Source organism: Streptomyces sp. MnatMP-M17, from assembly GCF_900091995.1.
Lineage (GTDB): Bacteria > Actinomycetota > Actinomycetes > Streptomycetales > Streptomycetaceae > Streptomyces.
The window spans coordinates 1-21787 of sequence record NZ_FMDK01000358.1; the positions used below are offsets into that span (position 1 = coordinate 1).

Consider the following 21787-nt stretch of genomic DNA (forward strand, 5'->3'; position numbering starts at 1 on the left):
GACCGGCAGGCGCTGCTGCGCGCCACCGCCAAGCTGGAGGCCGCGGCCGGGGAGGCCGCCGGAGCCAGCTCCCGGCTCTCGGTGACCTTCGAGTCCGAGGGCGGAGTGTTCGCCGAGGTCGACCGGGCCATCTCCGAGCGCCGCAGGCTCTGGCTGCGTTACTACTCGCCGGCCCGTGACGAGCTGACGGAGCGCGAGGTCGACCCGATCCGGCTGTTCGCCGTGGGCCACACCTATATGGAGGCCTGGTGCCGGCTCTCCGAGGCACGGCGTACGTTCCGGCTCGACCGGGTCGCCGAGATCAGGCTGCTGGACGCTCCGGCCGCGCCTCCTGAGCTGGAGCTGAGGGATCTGTCGGAAGGGCTCGTGCAGCCGTCGGCGGAGGATCCCGAGGTGGTGGTCGAGGTCGGGCCGGGCGGCCGGTGGGTGGCGGAGTACTACCCGCACGACAGCGCGGTCGAACTTCCCGACGGCGGTCTGCGTATCACACTGCGGACGCCCGCGCCCGCCTCGCTGCGACGGCTCGCGCTGCGGCTCGGCGGTGACGGACGGATCGTCTCGCCGACGGATCTCGCGGAGAGCGCGCGGATCGCGGCGGGTCAGGCGCTCGCGGCCTACGACGGCCGAGAGTGACGAGAAGTGATGAGAGTGGACGGGAAACGGGCGGGAAGCGGGCAGGAAGAAGGAGATCCGAGGAATATGTCGGCAATGTCTGAAGTGTCGGAAATCTCGACGGTGCTCCCTGTTCTCTTCAAGGCGGCCTGTCCGGAGTGCCGGGCCCGTTTCGAACTCTCGGCGGGCGCGCTGCGGCTGGCGATCGGCGCCACCCGGAAGACCACCTTCTACTCCTTCACCTGTCCCGAGTGCGAGAGTCTGGTGCGCAAGCCCGCCGGTGAACGCATCGTCGAACTCCTCACCGGCGGCGGAGTGCGGACGCTACGTCTGCACGCCACCTCGTAAACCACGTCATCTCCTCAAGAACGGATCCAGGCTTCGCCCATGTTCTGGCCCATGCTCGCCATCGCCCTGGGTTTCTGCGGGATCGCCCTACTCGGCGTACTGGCGGTCCGGGTCTTTGCCGAGGCCCAGCGGCTCGGCCGGCAGGTCGCCGAGACCACCGAGCGGATCAACCGGGCCGCGGAGGACCTGGAACGCGCCGCCACCCGGCTGGCCTCGACGGGAGACGCGCTGCGGTAGCGGCGGCGCCACCGCCCTCCGGCGCCGCGGGCGCGGACGGTACGCTGACGATCGCGACCTCTAACAGAGGTAAACGGAGCAGTTGTGAGTATGCACAGGCATTGCCCCGCGTTTACCCCTGCGGGTTACGATCGCAGCGAGTACTAAGGCCGGACACCGGTTCGGTTGTACGGGCAGCCCCCGCCCAGCCGCCTCAGCGAGAAGGAAGTCGTACATGATCGGCAATCTGAAGCCCCTCGAGATCGTTCTGATCATCGTTGTCATCCTGTTGCTGTTCGGTGCCAAGAAGCTTCCCGACATGGCGCGTTCGCTCGGCAAGTCGGCCCGCATCCTCAAGAGCGAGGCCAAGGCCATGAAGAAGGACGACGACACGGCGGCCCCGGCGGCCGACCAGCCCGCCGACACCACGGCCCAGCAGCAGGCCGCCGCTCCGAGGACGATCCAGGCTTCGCCCGGGGATGTCACGAGCTCCCGTCCGGTCACCGAGCCGAACCGCACCGCCCAGAGCTGACGCACCCCGCTGACGGCTGCCGCTACGAGACGAGGGACGCGGGTTGCTCAAGTCTGCCCGGAAGCAGGAGAAAGACGTCGAGGGGCGCATGCCCCTCGCCGAGCACCTGCGTGAACTGCGAAACCGCCTGCTCAAGTCGGTCCTGGCGATCCTGGTCATCACGGTCGTCGCCGCGTTCTACAACAAGGACCTGATGGAGTTCATGATGAAACCCATCCTGGACTCGGTCGGCTGTGTCAACGGCACGCTGACACAGAAGAACGGCCAGCCGTGCGCGGACATGACCGTCAACGGTCTGATCTCGCCCTTCTCGATCGCCCTGAAGGTCTCGCTCGTATCCGGTGTGGTGCTGTCCTCACCGGTCTGGCTGTACCAGCTCTGGGGCTTCCTGGCGCCCGGTCTGCACAGCCACGAGAAGAAGTACGCGCTGTCGTTCGTGGGAATCGGCGTCCCGCTCTTCCTCAGCGGCGCCGTCCTCGCGTACAAGATCCTTCCTCAGACCGCCACGATCCTGCTCGACTTCACTCCGGAGAACGCGCGGAACCTGCTGCCGCTGGACGAGTATCTCGATCTCGTGGTCCGTATGGTGATCGTCTTCGGTCTGGCCTTCGAGCTGCCGCTGCTGCTGGTCCTGCTGAACTTCACCGGAGTGCTCTCGGCGAAGCGGCTCGCCTCCTGGTGGCGCATCATGGTGCTGGGCATCACGCTCTTCTCCGCGGTCGCGACACCGACCGGTGACCCGCTCACCATGCTGACGCTGGCCGCCCCCATCGTGGTGCTCTACTTCCTGGCGCTGGGTGTCTGCTTCCTCAACGACCGACGGCGCAGGCGCAACAACCCGGACGCGGATCTCGACGACGACGAGGCCTCCGATCTCGATCTGACGCCCGAGTCCGTCGGCGCGGTCGAACCGGTCTCGCCGCCCGACCGGCCCGACGGCGGCGGGCGCCCGGACCGGCTGAACGGCTACGACGACATCACCTGACCTTCCTCCCGTGCGGCGGCCCACCGGCCGCCGCACGGGTGGTTTCCAAGGACGATTAAAGATCGGCTGACTGTCCGAGGCGGCGGGTAGGCTCGACAGCAAGATGACAGAGGACCTCTCACCAGCCGAGCGGTACGCCGCTTCGCGGACTCGCGCCGCCGAGCAGGCCACGGCGCTCGCACCCTTCCGCGAGATGTACGACTTCGCGCTCGACCCGTTCCAGATCGAGGCCTGCCAGGCCCTGGAGGGCGGAAAGGGCGTGCTGGTCGCGGCGCCCACCGGCTCGGGCAAGACGATCGTCGGCGAGTTCGCCGTGCACCTGGCCCTGGCTAAGGGCCGTAAGTGCTTCTACACCACGCCCATCAAGGCGCTCTCCAACCAGAAGTACGCCGATCTGGCCAAGCGCTACGGCGCGGACAAGGTCGGTCTGCTCACCGGGGACAACAGCGTCAATTCCGAGGCTCCGGTGGTCGTCATGACCACCGAGGTGCTGCGCAACATGCTCTACGCGGGCTCCCAGTCGCTCCTCGGCCTCGGCTATGTGGTGATGGACGAGGTCCACTATCTCTCCGACCGGTTCCGGGGCGCCGTCTGGGAAGAGGTGATCATCCATCTGCCCGAGTCGGTCACGCTCGTCTCGCTCTCGGCCACGGTCTCCAACGCCGAGGAGTTCGGTGACTGGCTGGACACCGTCCGTGGTGACACCGAGGTGATCGTCGCGGAGCACCGGCCCGTGCCGCTCTGGCAGCATGTGCTGGCCGGCCGCCGGATGTACGACCTCTTCGAGGAGGAGTCCGACCACGGCGGCCGTGGTGTGGCCAGGCGGGAGGTCAATCCCGATCTCGTCCGGCTGGCCCGGATGGAGAACCAGCGCACGTACAACCCGCGCGAGCGCAGACGCGGCAAGATGATCCGTGAGGCCGACCGGGAGCGCGAGCGCAGACAGCGCGGCCGGATCTGGACACCCTCCAGGCCCGAGGTCATCGAGCGCCTCGACGCCGAGGGCCTGCTGCCCGCGATCACCTTCATCTTCAGCCGGGCCGGCTGCGAGGCCGCCGTACAGCAGTGCATGTACGCGGGCCTGCGGCTCAACAACGACGAGGCACGGCGCCGGGTCCGCGAGATCGTCGAGGAGCGCACGGCCTCGATCCCGGGCGAGGATCTCCATGTCCTCGGCTATTACGAGTGGCTGGAGGGCCTGGAGCGAGGCATCGCCGCGCACCACGCCGGAATGCTGCCGACCTTCAAGGAGGTCGTGGAGGAGCTGTTCGTCCGCGGTCTGGTCAAGGCGGTCTTCGCCACCGAGACGCTGGCGCTCGGTATCAATATGCCGGCCAGGTCCGTGGTGCTGGAGAAGCTCGTCAAGTGGAACGGCGAGCAGCACGCCGACATCACACCCGGCGAGTACACCCAGCTCACCGGGCGGGCCGGGCGCCGCGGCATCGATATCGAGGGCCATGCGGTGGTGCTCTGGCAGCGCGGCATGGATCCGGGCGCGCTCGCCGGGCTGGCCGGGACCCGGACGTATCCGCTGCGCTCCAGCTTCCGGCCCTCGTACAACATGGCCGTCAATCTCGTGCACCAGTTCGGCCGGCACCGCTCGCGTGAGCTGCTGGAGACCTCCTTCGCCCAGTTCCAGGCCGACAAGTCGGTCGTCGGGATCTCCCGCCAGGTGCGGAAGAACGAGGAGGGACTCGACGGCTATCGCGCCGGGATGACCTGCCATCTCGGGGACTTCGAGGAGTACGCGCGGCTGCGCCGCGACCTCAAGGACCGTGAGACCGATCTGGCCAAACAGGGCGCGGCGCAGCGCAGGGCCGCCGCGGCCTCCTCGCTGGAGAAGCTCAAGCCCGGCGATGTCATCCATGTGCCGACCGGGAAGTTCGCCGGTCTCGCGCTGGTGCTCGATCCCGGGCTGCCGGCCGGGCGTGCCAACGGCCACCGCGGCTTCGAGCATCAGGACGGGCCACGGCCGCTGGTGCTGACCGTCGAGCGGCAGGTCAAACGGCTGGCCTCGATGGACTTCCCGATTCCGGTGGAGCCGCTGGAGCGGATGCGGATCCCCAAGTCCTTCAACGCGCGCTCACCGCAGTCGCGCCGCGATCTGGCGTCCGCGCTGCGTTCGAAGGCCGGTCATATCGTGCCCGAGCGGCACCGCAAGCAGCGCGCCGCGGCGGCCGACGACCGGGAGATCGCCCGGCTGCGCACGGAGCTGCGCGCCCATCCCTGCCATGGCTGTGACGAGCGGGAGGACCACGCGCGCTGGGCCGAGCGCTATCACCGGCTCCAGCGGGACACCCGCCAGCTGGAGCGCCGGATCGAAGGGCGGACGAACACCATCGCCCGTACGTTCGACCGGATTGTCGCGCTCCTCACCGAGCTGGACTATCTCCGTGGCAACGAGGTCACCGAGCACGGCCAGCGGCTGGCCCGGCTCTACGGCGAGCTCGATCTTCTCGCCAGTGAGTGTCTGCGCGACGGCGTCTGGGAAGGGCTCACGCCCGCCGAGCTGGCCGCCTGTGTCTCCGCGCTGGTCTACGAGGCCCGGCAGTCCGATGACGCGGTGGCGCCGAAGCTGCCGTCCGGCAAGGCGAAGGCCGCGCTCGGCGAGATGATCCATATCTGGGGCAGGCTCGACGCCCTGGAGGAGGAACTGAAGATCAACCAGGCGGAGGGCGTCGGACAGCGCGAGCCCGACCTCGGCTTCGCCTGGGCGGTCTATATGTGGGCCTCGGGCAAGGGACTTGACGAGGTGCTGCGCGAGGCGGAGATGCCGGCCGGTGACTTCGTCCGCTGGTGCAAGCAGGTCATCGATGTGCTCGGCCAGATCGCGGCGGCGGCGCCGCGAGAGAACAGCACGGTGACGAAGAACGCGCGCAAGGCGGTCGACGCGGTGCTGCGCGGAGTGGTGGCGTACAGCTCGGTGGGCTGAGGCGGTACGTCGATGGCCGGGCCGTACGCCGATGGCCGGGCCGGGTGTCCTGCTCTGGAGGGCCCGGCCCAGCCATTCGGCCGCTCAGTCCGGCCGGTCAGCGGCGTGTGGTGGTGTACGCGCGCCAGCCGCCGTATTCGGTGATGTCCTGGGCGTCGCTGAGCGCGGCGGGCTCGCAGAGGAAGCCCGGGACCGTGGTCGTGTCGGCCAGTTCCACCCGGCCCAGTGCCATGGGACGCGGAAGCGCGGCGAGGAGCAAGCCGAGTCCCTCGGCCGGCAGCTCCCAGATCTCGGCCTCGATCGCCGCTCCTGCCGCTCCCGCCGCGCCCGCCGCGCCCGTCGGGCCCGTATGGACGAGTCCGGGCTTCGGCGGCTCGGTGGGCAGGGCGTAGAGCCGGTAGACCGGTGCGGTGGTCGTCGTACGGACCAGCCGCGCGCCCAGCGCCAGAAGCTGTGGATTGAGCGGCAGGCCGGTCAGATGCGCGCCCACCACCGCGAGCCTGACAGGCGGTGTGAGAAGGGCGGCGAGGTCGGCCAGGCGCTCGTCCGTACCCGCGTGGCCGATGAGCATGACACCGAAAGGACGGCCGTGCACCTCGCCGCCCGGGACGGCGACCGCGGCCAGATCGAAGAGATTGGTGGAGTTGGTGAACCGGCCGAGCCGGGCGTTGGTACCCAGCGGATCGGCGGCCACCTCCGCGAGTGTCGGATGGCCGGGAGTGGTCGGCAGGAGCAGCGCGTCGGCGTCGCCCAGGGCGCCGAGTGCCGCCGTACGCAGAGAGGCGAGCCGTGCCTGGTCGGCGTAGAGCCGGTGCGCGGGGATGTCACGGGCGCGGCGGATGATCCCGGCGACGGTGGGATCGAGATCGGCCGCGCCGGTATACCCGTCGCCGGTGTGGGCGTCGCCCGTGTGTCCCGGCGTACGGTGCGGTGCCGCGCGGCCCGGCGGTACGGACATCAGCGCGAGCGCCGACCGGGCCTCCGGGAGCGTACGGGCGAAGACGGTGACGCAGTCCAGACTCGCGCACGCCGGGACCACGCCCTCGGTGGGCACCAGTCCGCGCGACGGTTTCAGCCCGACGATGCCGTTGAAGGCGGCGGGCACCCGGCCGGAGCCCGCGGTGTCCGTTCCCAGGGCGAGATCCACGATGCCGAGGGCCACCGCGACGGCGGAGCCCGAGCTGGATCCGCCGGAGATCCGTTCCGGGTCATGGGCGCCGCGTACCGGGCCGTAGGGCGAGCGGGTGCCGACCAGACCGGTGGCGAACTGGTCCATGTTGGTGGTGCCGAGCACCAGCGCGCCCGCCTCTCTGAGCCGCGCCACGGCCGGGGCGTCCCGCTCCGGGAGATAGGCGTACGACGGGCAGCCTGCCGTGGTGGGAAGCCCGGCGACATCGATATTGCCCTTGACGGCCAGGAGCCGGCCGGCGAGAGGAAGCGGACCGGTGGCACCGTCGGTGTCGGCGGCGCGGGCGTCGAGCGCGCGGGCCTCGGCCTCCACCTCGGCCTGAGGCCGCAACGTGATCCAGATCTCCGGGCGGTCGACGCGCGCGATCCGCTCATAGGCGGTGCGGACCCGGGCGAGCGCGGAGAACGGTGGGACGGGTGTGGTGGGCGCGGCTGGTGTGCCGGACGTGGTGGGCATGACGGCGAAGGCTCCTTACGCCGGAGACACGGAGGACGAGGAAGTGGCGGAGGGCGCGGGCGACGGCACCGCGGACAGGATCAGCAGCGGCGTGCCCGCCTCCACCTGTGCGCCGGGCGACGTCAGAATCTCCGTCACCACGCCGTCCGCCGGTGCCTGGATCCGGGACTCCATCTTCATCGCCTCCAGCGCGAGCAACGGCTGACCCGCACGTACGGTGTCACCGGCGGCGACATCGATCCGCCAGACCGACGCGGCGAACTCCGCCTCCAGCAGCCGGGCGCCCGTCGGCACGCTGATCCCGGTGCGCGTGGGCGCGGGAACGGCCACCACCTCCGCGCGGGCGAACTCGCCCGACGCCTCCCACGCGGCGCGCTCCACCGCGAACGCCGCCGCCTGACGGGCCCGGAAGGCTTCGATCGAGGCGGCGTTCGCGGCGAGGAACCGCTCATGCTCCCGGATCGAGAAGGTCCCTTCCTCGATCCGTGGCACGAAACGGCCCGCCGCCATGTCGGCCCGTAGCGCGAGGAGTTCGTCCGCGCCGACCGGATACCACTTGATCCGGTCGAAGAAGCGCAGCAGCCACGGTTCGCCCGGGCGGAACGCCCCGCGCTGCTGCCAGCCCGACCAGACCTGGGTGGTACGGCCCACGAACTGATAGCCGCCGGGCCCTTCCATACCGTAGACGCACAGATACGCGCCGCCGATCCCGACGGAGTTCTCGGCGGTCCAGGTGCGCGCCGGGTTGTACTTGGTGGTGACGAGCCGGTGCCGGGGATCGAGCGGAGTGGCGACCGGCGCTCCCAAGTACACATCGCCCAGGCCCAGTACGAGATACTCGGCGTCGAAGACCGTGCGGTGGACATCCTCGGGCGAGTCCAGGCCGTTGACACGGCGGATGAACTCGATGTTCCACGGGCACCAGGGCGCGTCGTCCCGTACGCCCGCCATATAGCGGGCGATGGCCTCGCGTGTCGCCGGATCGTCCCAGGACAGCGGCAGATGGACCGTACGGGACGCCACCACCAGCTCGTCCGTGAGCGGGAGTTCGTCCTCGATCCGGGTGAGTATGCCGAGCAGCGCCTCCTGGGAGAGCACATCCGGATCCAACTGGATCTGGAGGGAGCGGATGCCCGGTGTGAGATCGGTGATGCCGGCCAGGCTTTCGGCCGTCACCGCTGCCGCCAGCGCGTGGACCCGCATCCGCAGGGCCAGATCGAGCCGCATCTCGCCGTACTCGACCAGTACGTTGTCGTCGCCGCTCCTGCGGTAGGTGACACCGGGACGGCGGCCGAGGATGCCGCCGTCACCGACGAGCGGCCGGTCCGGCGCGGGCGTGGCGGCGGGGGAGCGGCGCAGCTCGGCGGCGGCGCGGGTGCTCACGGGAACGAAGCGGACGGTGTCGCCGGGACGCAACTGGCCGAGCTTCCAGCGCTGGCCGGTCACCACGGTCGCCGGGCAGACGAAGCCGCCGAGCGAAGGGCCGTCGGGACCGAGCAGCACCGGCATGTCGCCGGTGTAGTCGACGGCTCCGACCGCGTACGGCGTGTCATGGATGTTGGAGGGATGAAGTCCCGCCTCGCCGCCGTCCGTTCGGGCCCAGCGAGGCTTGGGGCCGATCAGCCGTACACCTGTGCGCGCGGAGTTGAAGTGCACCTTCCATTCCGCCGTGTAGAACGCCCGGATGTCCTCCTCGGTGAAGAACTCCGGTGCCGCGTGCGGGCCTTCGACCACACCGATCTCCCACCGGTCGGTGAAGCAGGGCCGCTCGGAGTGGCGTACGGGCGCCGCGTCGTTCCGTACGCACGCCGTCTCCGGGTGAAGCACATCGCCCGTGCGCAGGGCCCGGCCGCCATGGCCGCCGAAGCGGCCGAGCGTGAAGGTGGACGCGCTGCCCAGGAAGTCCGGGACGTCCAGACCGCCGCCTGCGAGCAGGACATAGGTCCGCAGTCCCCGTTCGGCGGGAGCGCCGATCGCGAGCGACGCTCCCGCCGGGACGGTCACGGGCTCCCACCGCGGGACCGGCGTACCGTCCACGGTCACCGGTGCGGGCGCGCCGGTGACACAGACCGTGGTGGCGGAGCCGAACCGGAGCGTAGGGCCCTGAAGTGTGCACTCCAGGCCCGGTGCGCCGGGCTCGTTGCCGAGTGCGCGGTTTCCGAGCCGGAACGAGAGACTGTCCATCGGTCCCGACGGCGGGACGCCGACCTGCCAGTAGCCGGTACGGCCCGGCCAGTCCTGCACGGTGGTCAAGGTGCCGCCCGCGGTCACCTCGATACGCGGTGTCGGATCGGTGACGGTCGCGAGCGTCGCCGTGGAGTGCGCGGCGGCGGCGACGGCCGGAGCGCGCAGAGCGGCGCGCACCAGCCCGAGATTGGTCTCGATGCCGTCGATACGGGTGGCAGCGAGGGCCCGGTCGAGTGCGGCGAGCGCCGACTCGCGGTCGTCGCCGTGCGCGACGATCTTGGCCAGCAGCGGATCGTACGCGGTGGTCACCTCCGTTCCCGTCTCGATCCAGGAGTCGACGCGTATGCCGTCACGCTCCGGCGGAAAGGCGACCCGGGTGAGGAGTCCGGCGCCAGGGCGGTGGTTCCGGCCCGGATCCTCCGCGTACAGCCGTGCTTCGACGGCATGACCGCGCGGCGCGTCCGGCTCCCTCACGACGGCGGTCTCGCCCTGGGCCAGCCGCAGCATCCACTCCACGAGATCGACGCCCTGGACCGCCTCGGTGACCGGATGTTCCACCTGGAGACGGGTGTTGACCTCCAGGAAGGACGCCTCCTCGCGGACCTGGTCGTACACGAACTCGACCGTACCGGCGGAGCGGTAGTCCACCGACGCGCACAACTCCCGTGCGGAGACGGTCAGTCGCTGTCGTACGGAGTCGGGGAGGCCGGGCGCGGGCGCCTCTTCGAGCACTTTCTGATGACGGCGCTGGAGGGAGCAGTCGCGGGTGCCGAAGGTGACGACCCGGCCCTGTCCATCGCCGAAGACCTGTACTTCGACATGGCGCGCGTGTTCCACGAGCCGCTCCAGGAAGACTCCGGTGGAGGAGAACGCCGCCTCCGACACGCGCCGTACGCCCTCCCAGGCGTCCGCGAGCCCGGGCGCGTCGTACACCGCGCGCATACCGATCCCGCCACCGCCACCGGTCGCCTTGAGCATCACGGGATAGCCGATTCGGTCCGCCGCGGCCAGCGCGGCGGTGAGATCAGGCAGCAGGCCGGAGCCGGGCGCGAGCGGGACGCCCGCGGCCTCGGCGGCGGCGCGTGCGGTGTGTTTGGCACCGAAGAGGCCGAGCTGCGCCGGAGTCGGGCCGACGAAGGCGATACCCGCGTCCTCGCAGCGGCGGGCGAAACCGGCGTCCTCGGAGAGAAAGCCGTAGCCGGGATGGATGGCGCCGGCTCCGGTGTCCTTGGCCGCCGCGAGCACCAGACCGGCGTCGAGGTACGACTCCTTGGCGGGCGCGGGACCGAGCCGTACCGCCTCGTCGGCGAGCCGCACATGAGGCGCCGGGCGGTCGGGATCGGAGAAGACCGCGACCGTACGGAGGCCGAGCCTGCGGGCGGTACGGATGATCCGTACGGCGATCTCGCCTCGGTTGGCGACGAGGAGGGTGTCGAAGGTCATCCGCTGGCCTCGCTGGCCCGGCTGCCGGCGACCGGTGCTTCGGCGGTGATCGTGGCTTCCACGGCGGTGGGATCGAAGCCGTTGCAAGGATTGTTGATCTGAGGGCAGTTGGAGATCAGGACCAGTACGTCCGTCTCGGCGCGGAGTGTGACCCGCAGACCGGGCGCGGAGAGTCCGTCGACGATGCCGAGCGTGCCGTCCTGCTCCACCGGCACGTTCATGTACCAGTTGACATTGGGCACGAGATCGCGCGGACCGAGGCCGTAGCGCGCTCCTTCGATCAGGAAGTTGTCCATGCAGGCGTGCTGCGACCAGGTGTGATGGCCGTAGCGCAGGGTGTTGGACTCCTTGGAGCAGGCACCGCCGAGTGTGTCGTGCTGGCCGCAGGTGTCCTCGGTGACGGTCATCAGCGCGGTGTGCTCGTTCGACAGGAGCACACTGCCGGTGGTGAGGAAGACACCGCCCTGGGCGTGGATGGTGTCGGGCGCGCTGTAGCGGACGGCGGTGTCATGGGCGTCGTACACGAGGAAGTCCACGGCCTGGTTGCCGTACAGATCGGTGAGGGTGAGATATGAGCCGACGGGGACGAGAGCGGACCAGGGAGCGCGGGCGGGAATGGTGACGGAGGTGGCTGAGGTGGCCTGCCCGGCCGGCGCGGCCGGTGTGGCTTCGGAGATCGGCGCGGAGGTCATCGGGTGCCCCTCGCGGCCAGGTATTCGGAGGTGTTGAGGAAGGCGCGGCGGCCCTCGGGAGTGGCGTTCCAGAGTGGATCGCCGGGCCGCGTCGGGGCGGCGATCCAGGCCAGGACCTCCAGCGGCGTGCACACGTACTCCGGGCGCGGATCGAGCGGATGCGGCACATTCGCGATCAGTACCGTCAGATCCTGCTCGGCGCGCAAGGTCACCGAGCCGCCCGGACCCGCCGAGCCCGTGAAGTCCAGGGCGCCGTCCTCCCGTACCGTCACGCCCTGGAAGAACGAGACGGAGGGCGGCAGATCGCGCGGCTCCAGACCGTTCTTGAGGGCGGCGAGTTTGAACAGCTCGCGGCCGGCGGGCGAGGCGGAGTGCGGCGCGCCGTCTCCGTAGCGCACGGTGTTCCTGGCGAGAGTCGAGGTGCCGCACAGGGTGTCGTGGTGGCCGTCGGCCGTGTCCTCGACGAGCGAGGCGAGGACTCGGCCCTGGCCGGAGAGCAGAAGCTGTCCCGCGCGTGCGTAGGCGTTCCACTGGACCTTGACCGTGTCGGCCGTGTTGAGCCGCTCCCAGGGACGGCCGTCCGCGTGGAGCAGCAGATGGGCGCAGGCGTCGCCGCGCGGATCGGTGAGCCGGATCTCGGTGCCGCGGGCCACGGCGCGGTGGGTATAGCCGCCGCCGGCCACGGTCTCCGCCCAGACGAGATGCCCGGCCTCGCACGGAGGATCGGGCCAGTCGGTGGCGGGCACCACGGGCATGGTCTCGGCCTTGGCGCCCGCCTGCGCGCGGGCGTGGTTCCTGGCCCCGTATGTCGTCGCTGTCGCCATGGCTCGGCCTCCGGCTTCCGCGTTGTTTCTGTCGACCGACAGAAATTAAGCGCGCGGCGAGTCCATGCCATTGCCCGGCCATTGCACGGGAGTTACCGGATACTCACTCTGCCTGCGGCAAGATCGAGGCGGCCGGGTGTGTGCGACGATCGGTCGCATGGCCACGACGGGACGACGGGTGGGACGGCCGCGCGCGGAGCAGCGGCCGGAGAGCGGACTGTCCGCGCGGGACGAACTGCTGCGGGCGGCGGCCGAGTTGTTCACCACGCTCGGATACGCGGCGACCACCACGCGGGCCGTTGCCGAGCGGGCGGGAATGCGTCAGGCCACGATGTACCACTACTTCGGCGGCAAGGAGGATCTCCTCGCCGAGCTGCTCGAATCGACCGTGACACCGTCGCTGATCCTGGCCCGCGAGCTCCTCGCCGACGAGAAGCGCGCGGCCGAGACCAGACTGTGGGAGCTGTGCCGCTCGGACGTCGAGCTGCTCTGCAGAGGCCCGCACAATCTGGGCGGGCTGTATCTGCTGCCCGAGGTGCGGGCGGAGCGCTTCGCGGGCTTCCACCATGTACGGGCGGAGCTGAAGGACGCGTACGGGAGGCTGCTCGCCGAGACCGGACCGGGCGCCGAACTGGACAAGGCCGAACTCGCCCTCCGTACGGACCTGGTCTTCGGACTGATCGAGGGCGTGATCCTGGTCCACCGCTCCGACCCGGACCGCCCCGTGGCGGCGTTCGCGGAGGCAACGGCGGACGCGGCGCTACGAATAGCGGGCGCGCGGGACGAGGGCGCGCGGGACGAGGGCACGCGGGACGAGGGCACGTGGGACCCGGAGACACCGCACGCGGAGACACCGTGCGCGGGACGGGACTGACTCGGTCCGACCCGCAGTCCGGCTCGCTTTCCGTCCCGCCGTTGTCCGTCCCTTCGGCGACGCGCTCACCCGCCGGAGACGCCCGGACCTGCCCCAGCGATGACCAGAGAGCACGCCAGCGCGGTCAGTTCAGCCGTACTGCTTCGGCCTCTGGTGTTGTGCTTGTCCGGGGCTCGTTCATTCGGGGAGCGTAGAGCCCCGGCTTGTCCGGCGTGTGCCTACCGTCAGCCATAGTGCGCCCGTGCCCGCTGTGATGGTGAGGAAGAGGACCGTGAACCACTGGAAGTACCAGTGTCCGCCCGCCGGGTCGTAGACCGCGGCCCGGGGCCAGGCCAGATTGATCGTCATCGCCGCGCCGTACAGACAGGCCACCGCGTTGACCGGCAGGCCCCAGCGGCCGAGTGAGAACAGCGGTCGGCCCGTCTCGTCGAGTGCGGTCTCCGTGGTGTAGGTGCCACGGAGTCTGTGGACCAGCATCGGGCCGGTGACCATCAGATACGCGAGGTAGAGCATCGCGATACAGGTCGTGCCGATCGCCAGAAAGGCCTCCGGCGATGCCAGATTGAGCAGACAGAGCGCCGCCGCGGCCGTTCCGACCACCAGGGCCGGGCCCGTCGGCATGCCCGTACGCGGAGAGACCTTCGCCAGTCGGCCGGCGGCCGGCAGGACACCGTCCCGCGCCATGGAGAAGAGCATGCACGAGCCCGAGGTCTGGATGGCGAGTGTGGCCACGGCGACAGCCAGCGCCACATCTGCCAGCAGCAGTCGGCCCACGCCGTCGCCGAGGGTGCTGGTCAGCACGTACGAGAGTCCTTCCGTCGCCAGCCGGCCGTCGGTGAGGCTCGGCGCGGCCAGCACTCCGCCCAGCAGAAGCAGTCCGCCGAGGACGCCCGCGGACGCGAGGGCGAGCAGGATCGTACGAGGCGCGGTACGGCGAGGGCTGCGGGTCTCCTCGCTCAGCTCGCCCGCGCTGTCGAAGCCGATCAGGACGTACGCCGCGGCGAAGGAGCCCACCAGCAGCGCGCCGACGGCCCCGCCCTGGCCGCCGGTATGGAGCGTGACACCGGGACCGCGCTCGGTGTGCGTGAACAGCAGCACCACGATCAGCGCGGCCCCGATGATCTCGGCGGTGACTCCCACGCGGTTGACGACGGACATCACACGGTTGTCGAGCAGGTTCACGACCGTGGTGAGGACGAGCAGAACGACGGCGAGCAGCGCGGCGTTCGCGGCGCCGCTCGCGGAGGTGGGCGCCGGATCGTCGCCGACGAACTGGAATCCGCTCCAGATCGCAGGCAGTACGACCTGGAGCGCAAGGGCCGCCGCGGCCACCACGACCATCTGGCCGATCACCATGATCCAGCCGGCGAACCAGCCGAAGGACGGTGTGCTCAGCCGGGTGGACCACTGGTAGATCGCGCCCGACAGCGGGTAGCGGGCGGCGAGTTCGGCGAAGCAGGCGGCCACCAGCAACTGTCCGAGGAGCACGGCCGGCCAGGTCCAGAAGAAGGCCGCGCCGCCGAACGAGAAGCCGAAGGCGAAGAACTGGAACACGGTGGTGAGGACGGAGATGAAGGAGAACCCGGCGGCGAACGAGGCGTACCGCCCCAGGCTCCGGTGCAGCTCCTGCCGGTAGCCGAAGCCGGCCAGCTCGGCCGCGTCGCGCCGATCGGTGCCTGTGGCCGTGCCGGAGCCTGTCCCTGGGCCGCCGGGACCGGCGCTTAGTGGGTCGTGCCGTGCGTCCGTGGATGCGGTGCCGGTACCGGTCATGGCAGCCCCTGTCAGCTCACTCACTGATTCCTGTCGATTGACAGAAATTAGGGAGAGGCTGTTTCACCGGCGTGACGCGTCCGTGTCCGCGCGGCGCCCAAGTGCTCACGCGGAGAGGGCGGAGACCGCGGCGAGGAAATAGAGACAGCCGCCCGTCGCGACGGTCCCGAAGACGATCACCAGCGCTACCGCGCCCAGGGCGCGGGCGGTCAGCAGGCCGCCGACCAGCACCAGGAAGGCGGACGGCGAGGGCAGCAGACCGGCGGACGGCGACCGCGACATCATGTGTGCCGTCTACGATCCGCACGGCGATCTGAAGGCATCGGTGCTGCCGACGCTCTGACGGCGCATCGGCACGTCGACGCGTCAGCGGTACGACGTACACGGCACACGGCACGCGAAAGGCCACCCGGGCGCCGGAGCGCGGATGGCCCTTCTTCATGCCAGGGGAGCGGTAAGCGGTACGAAGATCAGCTCACCTTCTGCTCCCGTGCCTCCTGCTCTCGCGTCTCCTGCTCCCGCTCCACCTGCTCGTTCCACTCGCGCTTGACGGCGCGCCAGGCCTCGTCGCTCTGGCCGAGCCGCCAGTATCCCGACGCCGACAGCCGCTCGCGCGGGACGTTCCGCTCCAGCCGCAGATGACGGCGGAGGTCCCGTACAAAGCCGGCCTCGCCGTGCACAAAGGCATGGACCTCACCCGCTGGGAACTCCAACTCCCGTACGGCGGCGACCAGCGCCTCACCGACCGGGCGGTCACCGCGGTGCAGCCAGGTGATTCCGGTGCCGTCCGGCGTCGTGACCTTCTGCTCCTCCTCGGGGCCCGAGACCTCGACAAAGGCATGCACGCTCGCACCGGCCGGAAGCCGCTCCAGCGAGGCGGCGATCGCGGGCAGGGCGCTCTCGTCCCCGGCCAGCAGATGCCAGTCCGCCGCCGGGTCCGGTGCGTACGAGCCGCCGGGCCCGAGGAACCGTACGGTCTCGCCCGGCCGCACCCGGGCCGCCCATGGTCCGGCCAGGCCCTCGTCGCCGTGCACCACGAAGTCGACGGTCAGCTCGCCGGCGTCCCGGTCCCAGGCGCGCACCGTGTACGTACGGGTCGTGGGCCACTGGTCACGCGGGAACTCCGCGCGGATCCGCTCCATGTCGAACGGTTCGGGATAGGTCACGCCATCCGCGGCGAACAGCAGCTTGATGTAGTGGTCGGTGAACTCACCGGCCTCCAGACCGGCCGGCCCGTCACCGCCCAGAACGACACGCACCATGTGCGGTGTGAGCCACTCGGTGCTCACGACCTGTGCCTCACGCGCCTTCGGTGCCCTGCGGGCCGGCTGTTCTGCCACGGTGGTCTCCCCAGACTCTGGTGATGCTTAGGCTTACCTAAGCTAACACCTCGGCCCTGGGACGGCCCTGCCGTGGGCCTCAGCTCTTCAGAGTGACCAGAAGTCTCTGGAGCGCGCCGCCGAGCCCCCACCGGGCGGCGAGCGCCTCGACCAGCGCCGGATCGCGCGGCTCCGAAGGCAGGGCCGGATCGAACTCCGGCAGCGGAACGTCCCCGGCGACCCGGACCACCGTGGGCGCGACCGCCACATAGTCCCGGGCCTCGTCCAGCCGCTTGCGCTGCGACGGAGTGAGCTTCGAGCGCGGATCGTCCACCGCCGCCATGATCCCGGCCAGATCGCCGAAGGCGTCCAGCAGCTTGGCCGCGGTCTTCTCGCCGATTCCCGGCACACCGGGCAGTCCGTCGCTCGGATCGCCGCGCAGCAGCGCCAGATCGACATATCCGGGCCCGTCGACTCCGTACTTCTCGCGCAGAACCGCCTCGTCGGTGAGCTGGAGCGTGCCCACGCCCTTCAGCGGATAGAGCACCCGGACACCACGGGCGTCGTCCACGAGCTGGTAGAGATCGCGGTCGCCGGTGACGATGTCCACCGGGCCCGTCGCCCGGCCGACGAGCGTGCCGATCACGTCGTCCGCCTCGTATCCCGCGACGCCGACCCGGGCGATACCGAGTGCGTCGAGCACCGCCTCGATCACCGGGACCTGTGGCGTGAGCGTGTCCGGGGTCTCCTCCTCGTCGGGCCCTTCCGCCCGCTCCTCGGCCACGCGATGGGCCTTGTACGACGGGATCAGCTCCACCCGCCACTGAGGCCGCCAGTCCGCGTCCATACAGGCCACCAGCTCGTCGGGCCGGTGGTCCTGGACCAGGCGTGCGATGAAGTCGAGCAGCCCGCGCACCGCGTTGACCGGCGTGCCGTCCGGGGCCCGCACGGAGTCGGGAACCCCGAAATAGGCCCGGAAGTAGAGGGAAGCGGTGTCGAGGAGCATCAGGCGTCGCGTCACAACCTTGATGATGCCCCAGCCCACTGACAGCCGCCCCACTGACAGTCGCCGCCGACGGACAGCCGCCGCCTGCCGACCGCCTGCCGACCGCCCTGACGGAATGGCCGCAAGAGCGGGCAAAGATGGTCACAGTCTGTCATCGCTCCTTCCGTGGAAGGGAATTTCACGCCGATGTCGCTCGATCGGCTGTGACCTGGGCCACTAAATCGTTTGGCTCGTGTAACCAAGGGCAGGCGCGCCCCCGGAACGAACCCGGGCGCATCTTCCATGGCCACACCGGGTGCGGCGGGCCGAACCCGCTCGTTCCACGGCCTGCCCGCGGGGGTGTGCGGGCCGTATCCGTTCAACGCGTGAGGTATATGTGTCCAGGCTGCAAGCCGACCATCTGTACAAGGTCTTCGGCAGACAACCCGACGAAGCCGTGTCCCTGCTGAAGAACGGTACGGACCGTGACGAGCTGCGGGCGGCCGGCACGACGGCAGCGGTCATCGACGCCTCCTTCTCGGTCGAGCCGGGCCAGATCTTCGTCGTCATGGGTCTGTCGGGATCCGGCAAGTCCACGCTGCTGCGCATGCTCAACGGGCTGCTCGAACCCACCTCGGGACGGGTCCTCTTCGACGGCCAGGACCTGACCGCCCTGAGCCCGCAGGAGCTGCGCCAGGTCCGCTCCACCAGGATCAGCATGGTCTTCCAGCACTTCGCGCTCTTTCCGCACCGCAGCGTCCTGGAGAACGCCGCGTACGGGCTGGAAGTGCAGGGCGTACCGCGCGCGGAGCGTGCCAAGCGCGCAGCCGAGGCGCTGGAGCTCACCGGTCTGGGCGGCTGGGAGACATCCTGGCCGGACGAGCTGTCCGGCGGTATGCAGCAGCGCGTCGGCCTCGCCCGCGCCCTCGCCACCGACGCCGATCTGCTGCTGATGGACGAGTCCTTCAGCGCGCTCGATCCGCTGATCCGCCGCGATATGCAGGATCAGCTCCTCGAACTCCAGAAGCGGCTCAAGAAGACCATCGTGTTCATCACCCATGACCTCAACGAGGCCATGCGCCTCGGTGACCGGATCGCCGTGATGCGCGACGGCGAGATCGTCCAGCAGGGCAGCGCCGAGGACATCCTCGTCACTCCCGCCAACGACTATGTCGCCTCCTTCACCAAGGACGTCGACCGCTCCCGGGTGCTCACGGCCGGTGCGATCATGTCCGATCCCGAGACCGTCTACGGCACCCGTACGGACGACGGCAGAGAACTCCTCACCGCCGAGGACGTCCTGTCCGCCGCGCCCGCCGGTGTGGTCGAGTCGACTCCGATCAGCGAGCTGTTCACGCCCTGCTCCACCAGCGGAGTCGCGGTCGCTGTCACCGACGGCAAGGGCAAACTCGTCGGAGTGGTGCCGCGCGCCCGGCTGCTGGCCGTACTCGGCGAGCCGATGACGCCCGCAGCCGCACAGGCCTCCGCCGCAGGCAAGGCGGTCACCCGTGCCTAGGTTCCGTCTCGGCGACGGCGTCGACTCCGCCGTCGACTTCCTTCAGCGCCATCTCTCCTGGCTGTTCGACGCGATCGGCTCGATCGTCTCCGGAATGTACGACGGCATCGACGCGGTGCTCTCCGCGCCGGAGCCGCTGCTCCTCGCGGGCATCCTCGCCGTTCTCGCCTGGTGGCTGCGCAGCCTGGTCGCGGGCGTCCTCACCTTCGCCGGCTTCGCCCTGATCGACTCCGTCGAGCTGTGGGACGACTCGATGGCGACTCTCTCGCTGGTGCTCGTCTCGACCATCGTGACGCTGCTGATCGCGGTCCCGCTGGGCGTCTGGGCCGCGCGCTCCAGAACGGTCAGCTCGCTCACCCGCCCGGTGCTCGACTTCATGCAGACCATGCCCGCCATGGTCTATCTGATCCCGGGAGTCTTCTTCTTCGGCGTCGGAGTGGTTCCCGGCATCATCGCCACGATCATCTTCTCGCTGCCGCCCGGCGTCCGGATGACCGAGCTGGGCATCCGTCAGGTCGACGGAGAACTGGTCGAGGCCGCCGAGGCGTTCGGCACCAGCCCGCGCAACACACTGCTGCGCGTACAGCTTCCGCTGGCCCTCCAGACGATCATGGCCGGTATCAATCAGGTCATCATGCTGGGCCTGTCCATGGTGGTCATCGCGGGCATGGTCGGCGGCGGCGGTCTCGGCGGCGCCGTCTACCGCGCCATCGGCAATGTCGATATCGGCCTCGGCTTCGAGGCAGGTGTCTCCGTCGTCATCCTGGCGATGTATCTGGACCGGATCACCGGTGCCCTCAGTCTCCAGGTCTCGCCGGTCGGCCGCCGCGCGCTGGCCAGGGCGAAGGAGCTGGCGGGCGGAGTGAAGCTCTGGAACCACCGTCCGCAGCCCGTCGTCGCCCTCGCCGGAGTGGTCGTGCTCGCGCTCGTCGCGGGCGGCATCGGTCTCTTCGGCGGCTCCTCGTCCGCCACGAACACCGCCTCCGACGCCGGGAACGTCGGCCGGGGCAAGAAGATCAGCATGGGATACATCCCGTGGGACGAGGGCATCGCCTCCACCTTCCTCTGGAAGGAACTGCTGGAGCGGCGCGGCTTCGAGGTCGACGCCAGGCAGTACGAGGCCGGTTCCCTCTACACCGGCCAGGCGGGCGGCCAGATCGACATCCAGACCGACTCCTGGCTGCCGGTCACACATGCCGCGTACTGGGCGAAGTACAAGAACGGTCTGGAGGACCTGGGCTCCTGGTACGACCAGACCTCGCTGGAGCTTTCCGTGCCCGCCTATGTGAAGGGCTTCGACTCCCTCGACGACCTCAAGGGCAAGAGCTCCACCTTCAAGGGCCGGATCATCGGCATCGAGCCCAGCGCGGGCGAGATGGGTCTGCTCAAGGACAAGGTCCTCAAGGAGTACGGCCTGGAGGACGAGTACACCCTGGTCGACGGCTCCACGCCGGGCATGCTGGCCGAGCTGAAGCGCGCGTACCAGAAGAAGGAACCTGTCGTCGTCGTGCTCTGGTCGCCGCACTGGGCATACAGCACATACGACCTCACCAAGCTGAAGGACCCGAGGAAGGCTTTCGGCGCGGAGAGCGACGGTGTCCACACCCTGGCCCGCAAGGGATTCTCCGCCGATCATCCGCAGGCCGCGTCCTGGCTGAAGGACTTCACGATGAGCGAGGAACAGCTCACCGGACTTGAGGCGCGGATCCAGTCGACCGGCAAGGGGAAGGAACAGGAGGCCGTACGGGCCTGGCTCAAGGACCATCCCGGTCTCGCCGACCGGTGGACTCCGGTCGGCGGCGCCGACAAGGCGGCGGGCGCGTCCCACCCGCTTACCGGCTGTCGGGCAGATGCCGGGGCTCGGGCAGATGCCGGGGCTCTTTGCGAATCACCCGCCGACGCGCATTATTGACCCCGGGGGCCGCCTGCTTCCCTCGCCCGTGTGTTCGTACCGCCCGGGGTTCGGCAGCGGGTGAGGCAGGACAGCTCTTGTACTGGCGTCAACTCTGAGAAGATGACGATCCGGTCGGGAGGGAGCCAGTCATGGACGACAAGGAAGCGCTCAGGGTGGGCGCGGCCGTCCGCAGGCGGCGCAGGTCCCTGGGCCTGACCCTGGCGGCGGTCGCCGCCCGTAGCGGACTGTCGGTGCCCTTCCTCAGCCAGATCGAGAACGAGCGCGCCCGGCCGAGCACCCGGTCACTGGAACGGGTGGCGGACGCCCTGGAGACGACGCCCGCACGGCTGCACGCCGCCGCCGACTCCGCGCGCACGGTCGATGTCGTACGGGCCGCCGACGCCGGGCCCGGCGTCCGGCGGGTGGTCCGGGGCGGACATCAGCTCAACGCCAAGGAATTCACCGGTGAGCAGGACACCGGCCGGGAGTACCAGCACCGCAACGACGAGATCATGTACATCGCCGACGGCGCCGCCGAGGTCGAGGCCGAGGGCCGTGCCTACCGGCTGGAGCGCGGTGACACGCTGTATCTCTCCGGTGGTGTACGGCACCGCTGGCGGGCCACCGAGCCCGGCACCCGCATCCTCGTCGTCGCCGTCGCCGAGCACATCGACGCGACCGTCGATCCACGGCGCTGAGCGCCCGGCCGGCGGGCGGTTTCTCACGCGGTACCGGCCGTCACCGGCCGAGGCGCGGGCGGTGCTGCGAGCAGCGCTCCGCCGATCAGTCCGCGCAGTGTGTGCCACCCGGCCACCGCCCAGGCCGTCACCAGCAGTACGTACAGGCCCACCGCCAGCCATTCCAGCGCCACCAGACCGGTACGGCCGGCCAGCACCTCGGTGCCCGTCACACACGTACCGACCGGGAAGGTGAAGGCCCACCAGGCCATCGTGAACCGCATTCCGCGCCGGGCGGCCCGCACCACCAGGGCCGCCGCCAGCGCCAGCCACAGC

Annotated in this window: 18 protein-coding genes and 1 pseudogene; 10 read left to right on the plus strand and 9 right to left on the minus strand. The window is 70.0% G+C overall.

Going from position 1 to position 21787, the window contains the following annotated elements:
* The 6 genes from GA0115259_RS16670 to GA0115259_RS16695 all read left to right on the plus strand — a co-directional run.
* Positions 1-633: WYL domain-containing protein (locus GA0115259_RS16670; protein ID WP_093597233.1), on the plus strand; the 633-nt coding region annotated here is incomplete at its 5' end.
* Between the two features lie 75 nt (positions 634-708).
* Positions 709-960, plus strand: coding sequence for a hypothetical protein (locus GA0115259_RS16675; protein WP_237540103.1), 252 nt, complete (start codon positions 709-711; stop codon positions 958-960).
* A gap of 39 nt (positions 961-999) precedes the next feature.
* Positions 1000-1197, plus strand: coding sequence for a hypothetical protein (locus tag GA0115259_RS16680; RefSeq protein WP_093597239.1), 198 nt, complete (start codon positions 1000-1002; stop codon positions 1195-1197).
* 214 nt (positions 1198-1411) lie between these two features.
* Positions 1412-1708: a Sec-independent protein translocase subunit TatA gene (gene tatA / locus GA0115259_RS16685; protein WP_093597242.1), complete on the plus strand. Its 297-nt coding sequence runs from the start codon at positions 1412-1414 to the stop codon at positions 1706-1708.
* 43 nt (positions 1709-1751) lie between these two features.
* On the plus strand, positions 1752-2693 hold the full coding sequence (tatC, locus tag GA0115259_RS16690) for a twin-arginine translocase subunit TatC (RefSeq protein ID WP_093597245.1): 942 nt from the start codon (positions 1752-1754) through the stop codon (positions 2691-2693).
* Between the two features lie 103 nt (positions 2694-2796).
* Complete coding sequence (locus GA0115259_RS16695; RefSeq protein ID WP_093597248.1) at positions 2797-5625, plus strand: DEAD/DEAH box helicase; 2829 nt, start codon at positions 2797-2799, stop codon at positions 5623-5625.
* Positions 5626-5722: 97 nt separating this feature from the next.
* Here the strand turns inward: GA0115259_RS16695 and GA0115259_RS16700 are convergent, their stop codons facing one another.
* From GA0115259_RS16700 to GA0115259_RS16715, 4 genes are read right to left on the minus strand one after another with little or no spacing between them, the layout of a single operon-like run.
* On the minus strand, positions 5723-7270 hold the full coding sequence (locus GA0115259_RS16700) for an amidase family protein (RefSeq protein WP_093597251.1): 1548 nt from the start codon (positions 7268-7270) through the stop codon (positions 5723-5725).
* Positions 7271-7285: 15 nt separating this feature from the next.
* On the minus strand, positions 7286-10900 hold the full coding sequence (gene uca, locus GA0115259_RS16705) for an urea carboxylase (RefSeq protein ID WP_093597254.1): 3615 nt from the start codon (positions 10898-10900) through the stop codon (positions 7286-7288).
* Positions 10897-11592, minus strand: coding sequence for an urea amidolyase associated protein UAAP2 (locus GA0115259_RS16710; RefSeq protein WP_093597257.1), 696 nt, complete (start codon positions 11590-11592; stop codon positions 10897-10899). The genes uca and GA0115259_RS16710 overlap by 4 nt, the downstream gene beginning before the upstream one ends.
* Complete coding sequence (locus tag GA0115259_RS16715) at positions 11589-12416, minus strand: urea amidolyase associated protein UAAP1 (RefSeq protein WP_093597260.1); 828 nt, start codon at positions 12414-12416, stop codon at positions 11589-11591. The genes GA0115259_RS16710 and GA0115259_RS16715 overlap by 4 nt, the downstream gene beginning before the upstream one ends.
* Positions 12417-12573: 157 nt before the next feature.
* Between GA0115259_RS16715 and GA0115259_RS16720 the strand changes: the two genes are divergently transcribed.
* The gene (locus GA0115259_RS16720; protein WP_093597263.1) at positions 12574-13290 is read left to right on the plus strand and encodes a TetR/AcrR family transcriptional regulator; all 717 of its coding nucleotides are present in this window, start codon (positions 12574-12576) and stop codon (positions 13288-13290) included.
* Between the two features lie 177 nt (positions 13291-13467).
* Here GA0115259_RS16720 and GA0115259_RS16725 read toward each other — a convergent pair whose 3' ends face one another.
* From GA0115259_RS16725 to GA0115259_RS16740, 4 genes are all read right to left on the minus strand, one after another.
* Positions 13468-15060, minus strand: coding sequence for an amino acid permease (locus tag GA0115259_RS16725; RefSeq protein WP_093597266.1), 1593 nt, complete (start codon positions 15058-15060; stop codon positions 13468-13470).
* Between the two features lie 105 nt (positions 15061-15165).
* The gene (locus tag GA0115259_RS16730) at positions 15166-15345 is read right to left on the minus strand and encodes a hypothetical protein (RefSeq protein WP_093597269.1); all 180 of its coding nucleotides are present in this window, start codon (positions 15343-15345) and stop codon (positions 15166-15168) included.
* A 185-nt stretch (positions 15346-15530) separates the two neighbouring features.
* Positions 15531-16400 carry a siderophore-interacting protein gene (locus tag GA0115259_RS16735; RefSeq protein ID WP_093597272.1) on the minus strand — a complete coding sequence of 290 codons (870 nt, stop codon included), beginning with the start codon at positions 16398-16400 and terminating at the stop codon, positions 15531-15533.
* Positions 16401-16479: 79 nt separating this feature from the next.
* Complete coding sequence (locus GA0115259_RS16740; RefSeq protein ID WP_093597281.1) at positions 16480-17385, minus strand: 5'-3' exonuclease; 906 nt, start codon at positions 17383-17385, stop codon at positions 16480-16482.
* Between the two features lie 376 nt (positions 17386-17761).
* Between GA0115259_RS16740 and GA0115259_RS16745 the strand changes: the two genes are divergently transcribed.
* From GA0115259_RS16745 to GA0115259_RS16755, 3 genes are all read left to right on the plus strand, one after another.
* Complete coding sequence (locus GA0115259_RS16745; RefSeq protein WP_176732572.1) at positions 17762-18880, plus strand: quaternary amine ABC transporter ATP-binding protein; 1119 nt, start codon at positions 17762-17764, stop codon at positions 18878-18880.
* Positions 18873-20792 (plus strand): ABC transporter permease/substrate binding protein, encoded by a 1920-nt coding sequence (locus GA0115259_RS16750; protein ID WP_093597275.1) that lies wholly within the window; start codon positions 18873-18875, stop codon positions 20790-20792. The genes GA0115259_RS16745 and GA0115259_RS16750 overlap by 8 nt, the downstream gene beginning before the upstream one ends.
* Positions 20793-20923: 131 nt before the next feature.
* Positions 20924-21472 carry a helix-turn-helix domain-containing protein gene (locus tag GA0115259_RS16755; protein ID WP_093597278.1) on the plus strand — a complete coding sequence of 183 codons (549 nt, stop codon included), beginning with the start codon at positions 20924-20926 and terminating at the stop codon, positions 21470-21472.
* Between the two features lie 23 nt (positions 21473-21495).
* On the opposite strand, the pseudogene GA0115259_RS16760 reads toward GA0115259_RS16755, so the two are convergent.
* Positions 21496-21787 (minus strand): annotated as a pseudogene (locus tag GA0115259_RS16760) (C4-dicarboxylate ABC transporter); the annotation flags it as partial.

What these genes read in the sequence shown, in the direction of transcription:
- uca (WP_093597254.1), bottom strand. Translation starts at nt 10,900, where the DNA reads ATGACCTTCGACACCCTCCTCGTCGCCAACCGAGGCGAGATCGCCGTA.
- tatA (WP_093597242.1), top strand. Translation starts at nt 1,412, where the DNA reads ATGATCGGCAATCTGAAGCCCCTCGAGATCGTTCTGATCATCGTTGTC.
- GA0115259_RS16675 (WP_237540103.1), top strand. Translation starts at nt 709, where the DNA reads ATGTCTGAAGTGTCGGAAATCTCGACGGTGCTCCCTGTTCTCTTCAAG.
- GA0115259_RS16725 (WP_093597266.1), bottom strand. Translation starts at nt 15,060, where the DNA reads ATGACCGGTACCGGCACCGCATCCACGGACGCACGGCACGACCCACTA.
- GA0115259_RS16740 (WP_093597281.1), bottom strand. Translation starts at nt 17,385, where the DNA reads ATGCTCCTCGACACCGCTTCCCTCTACTTCCGGGCCTATTTCGGGGTT.
- GA0115259_RS16710 (WP_093597257.1), bottom strand. Translation starts at nt 11,592, where the DNA reads ATGACCTCCGCGCCGATCTCCGAAGCCACACCGGCCGCGCCGGCCGGG.
- GA0115259_RS16680 (WP_093597239.1), top strand. Translation starts at nt 1,000, where the DNA reads ATGTTCTGGCCCATGCTCGCCATCGCCCTGGGTTTCTGCGGGATCGCC.
- GA0115259_RS16755 (WP_093597278.1), top strand. Translation starts at nt 20,924, where the DNA reads ATGGACGACAAGGAAGCGCTCAGGGTGGGCGCGGCCGTCCGCAGGCGG.
- GA0115259_RS16715 (WP_093597260.1), bottom strand. Translation starts at nt 12,416, where the DNA reads ATGGCGACAGCGACGACATACGGGGCCAGGAACCACGCCCGCGCGCAG.
- GA0115259_RS16720 (WP_093597263.1), top strand. Translation starts at nt 12,574, where the DNA reads ATGGCCACGACGGGACGACGGGTGGGACGGCCGCGCGCGGAGCAGCGG.
- GA0115259_RS16700 (WP_093597251.1), bottom strand. Translation starts at nt 7,270, where the DNA reads ATGCCCACCACGTCCGGCACACCAGCCGCGCCCACCACACCCGTCCCA.
- GA0115259_RS16695 (WP_093597248.1), top strand. Translation starts at nt 2,797, where the DNA reads ATGACAGAGGACCTCTCACCAGCCGAGCGGTACGCCGCTTCGCGGACT.
- GA0115259_RS16730 (WP_093597269.1), bottom strand. Translation starts at nt 15,345, where the DNA reads ATGATGTCGCGGTCGCCGTCCGCCGGTCTGCTGCCCTCGCCGTCCGCC.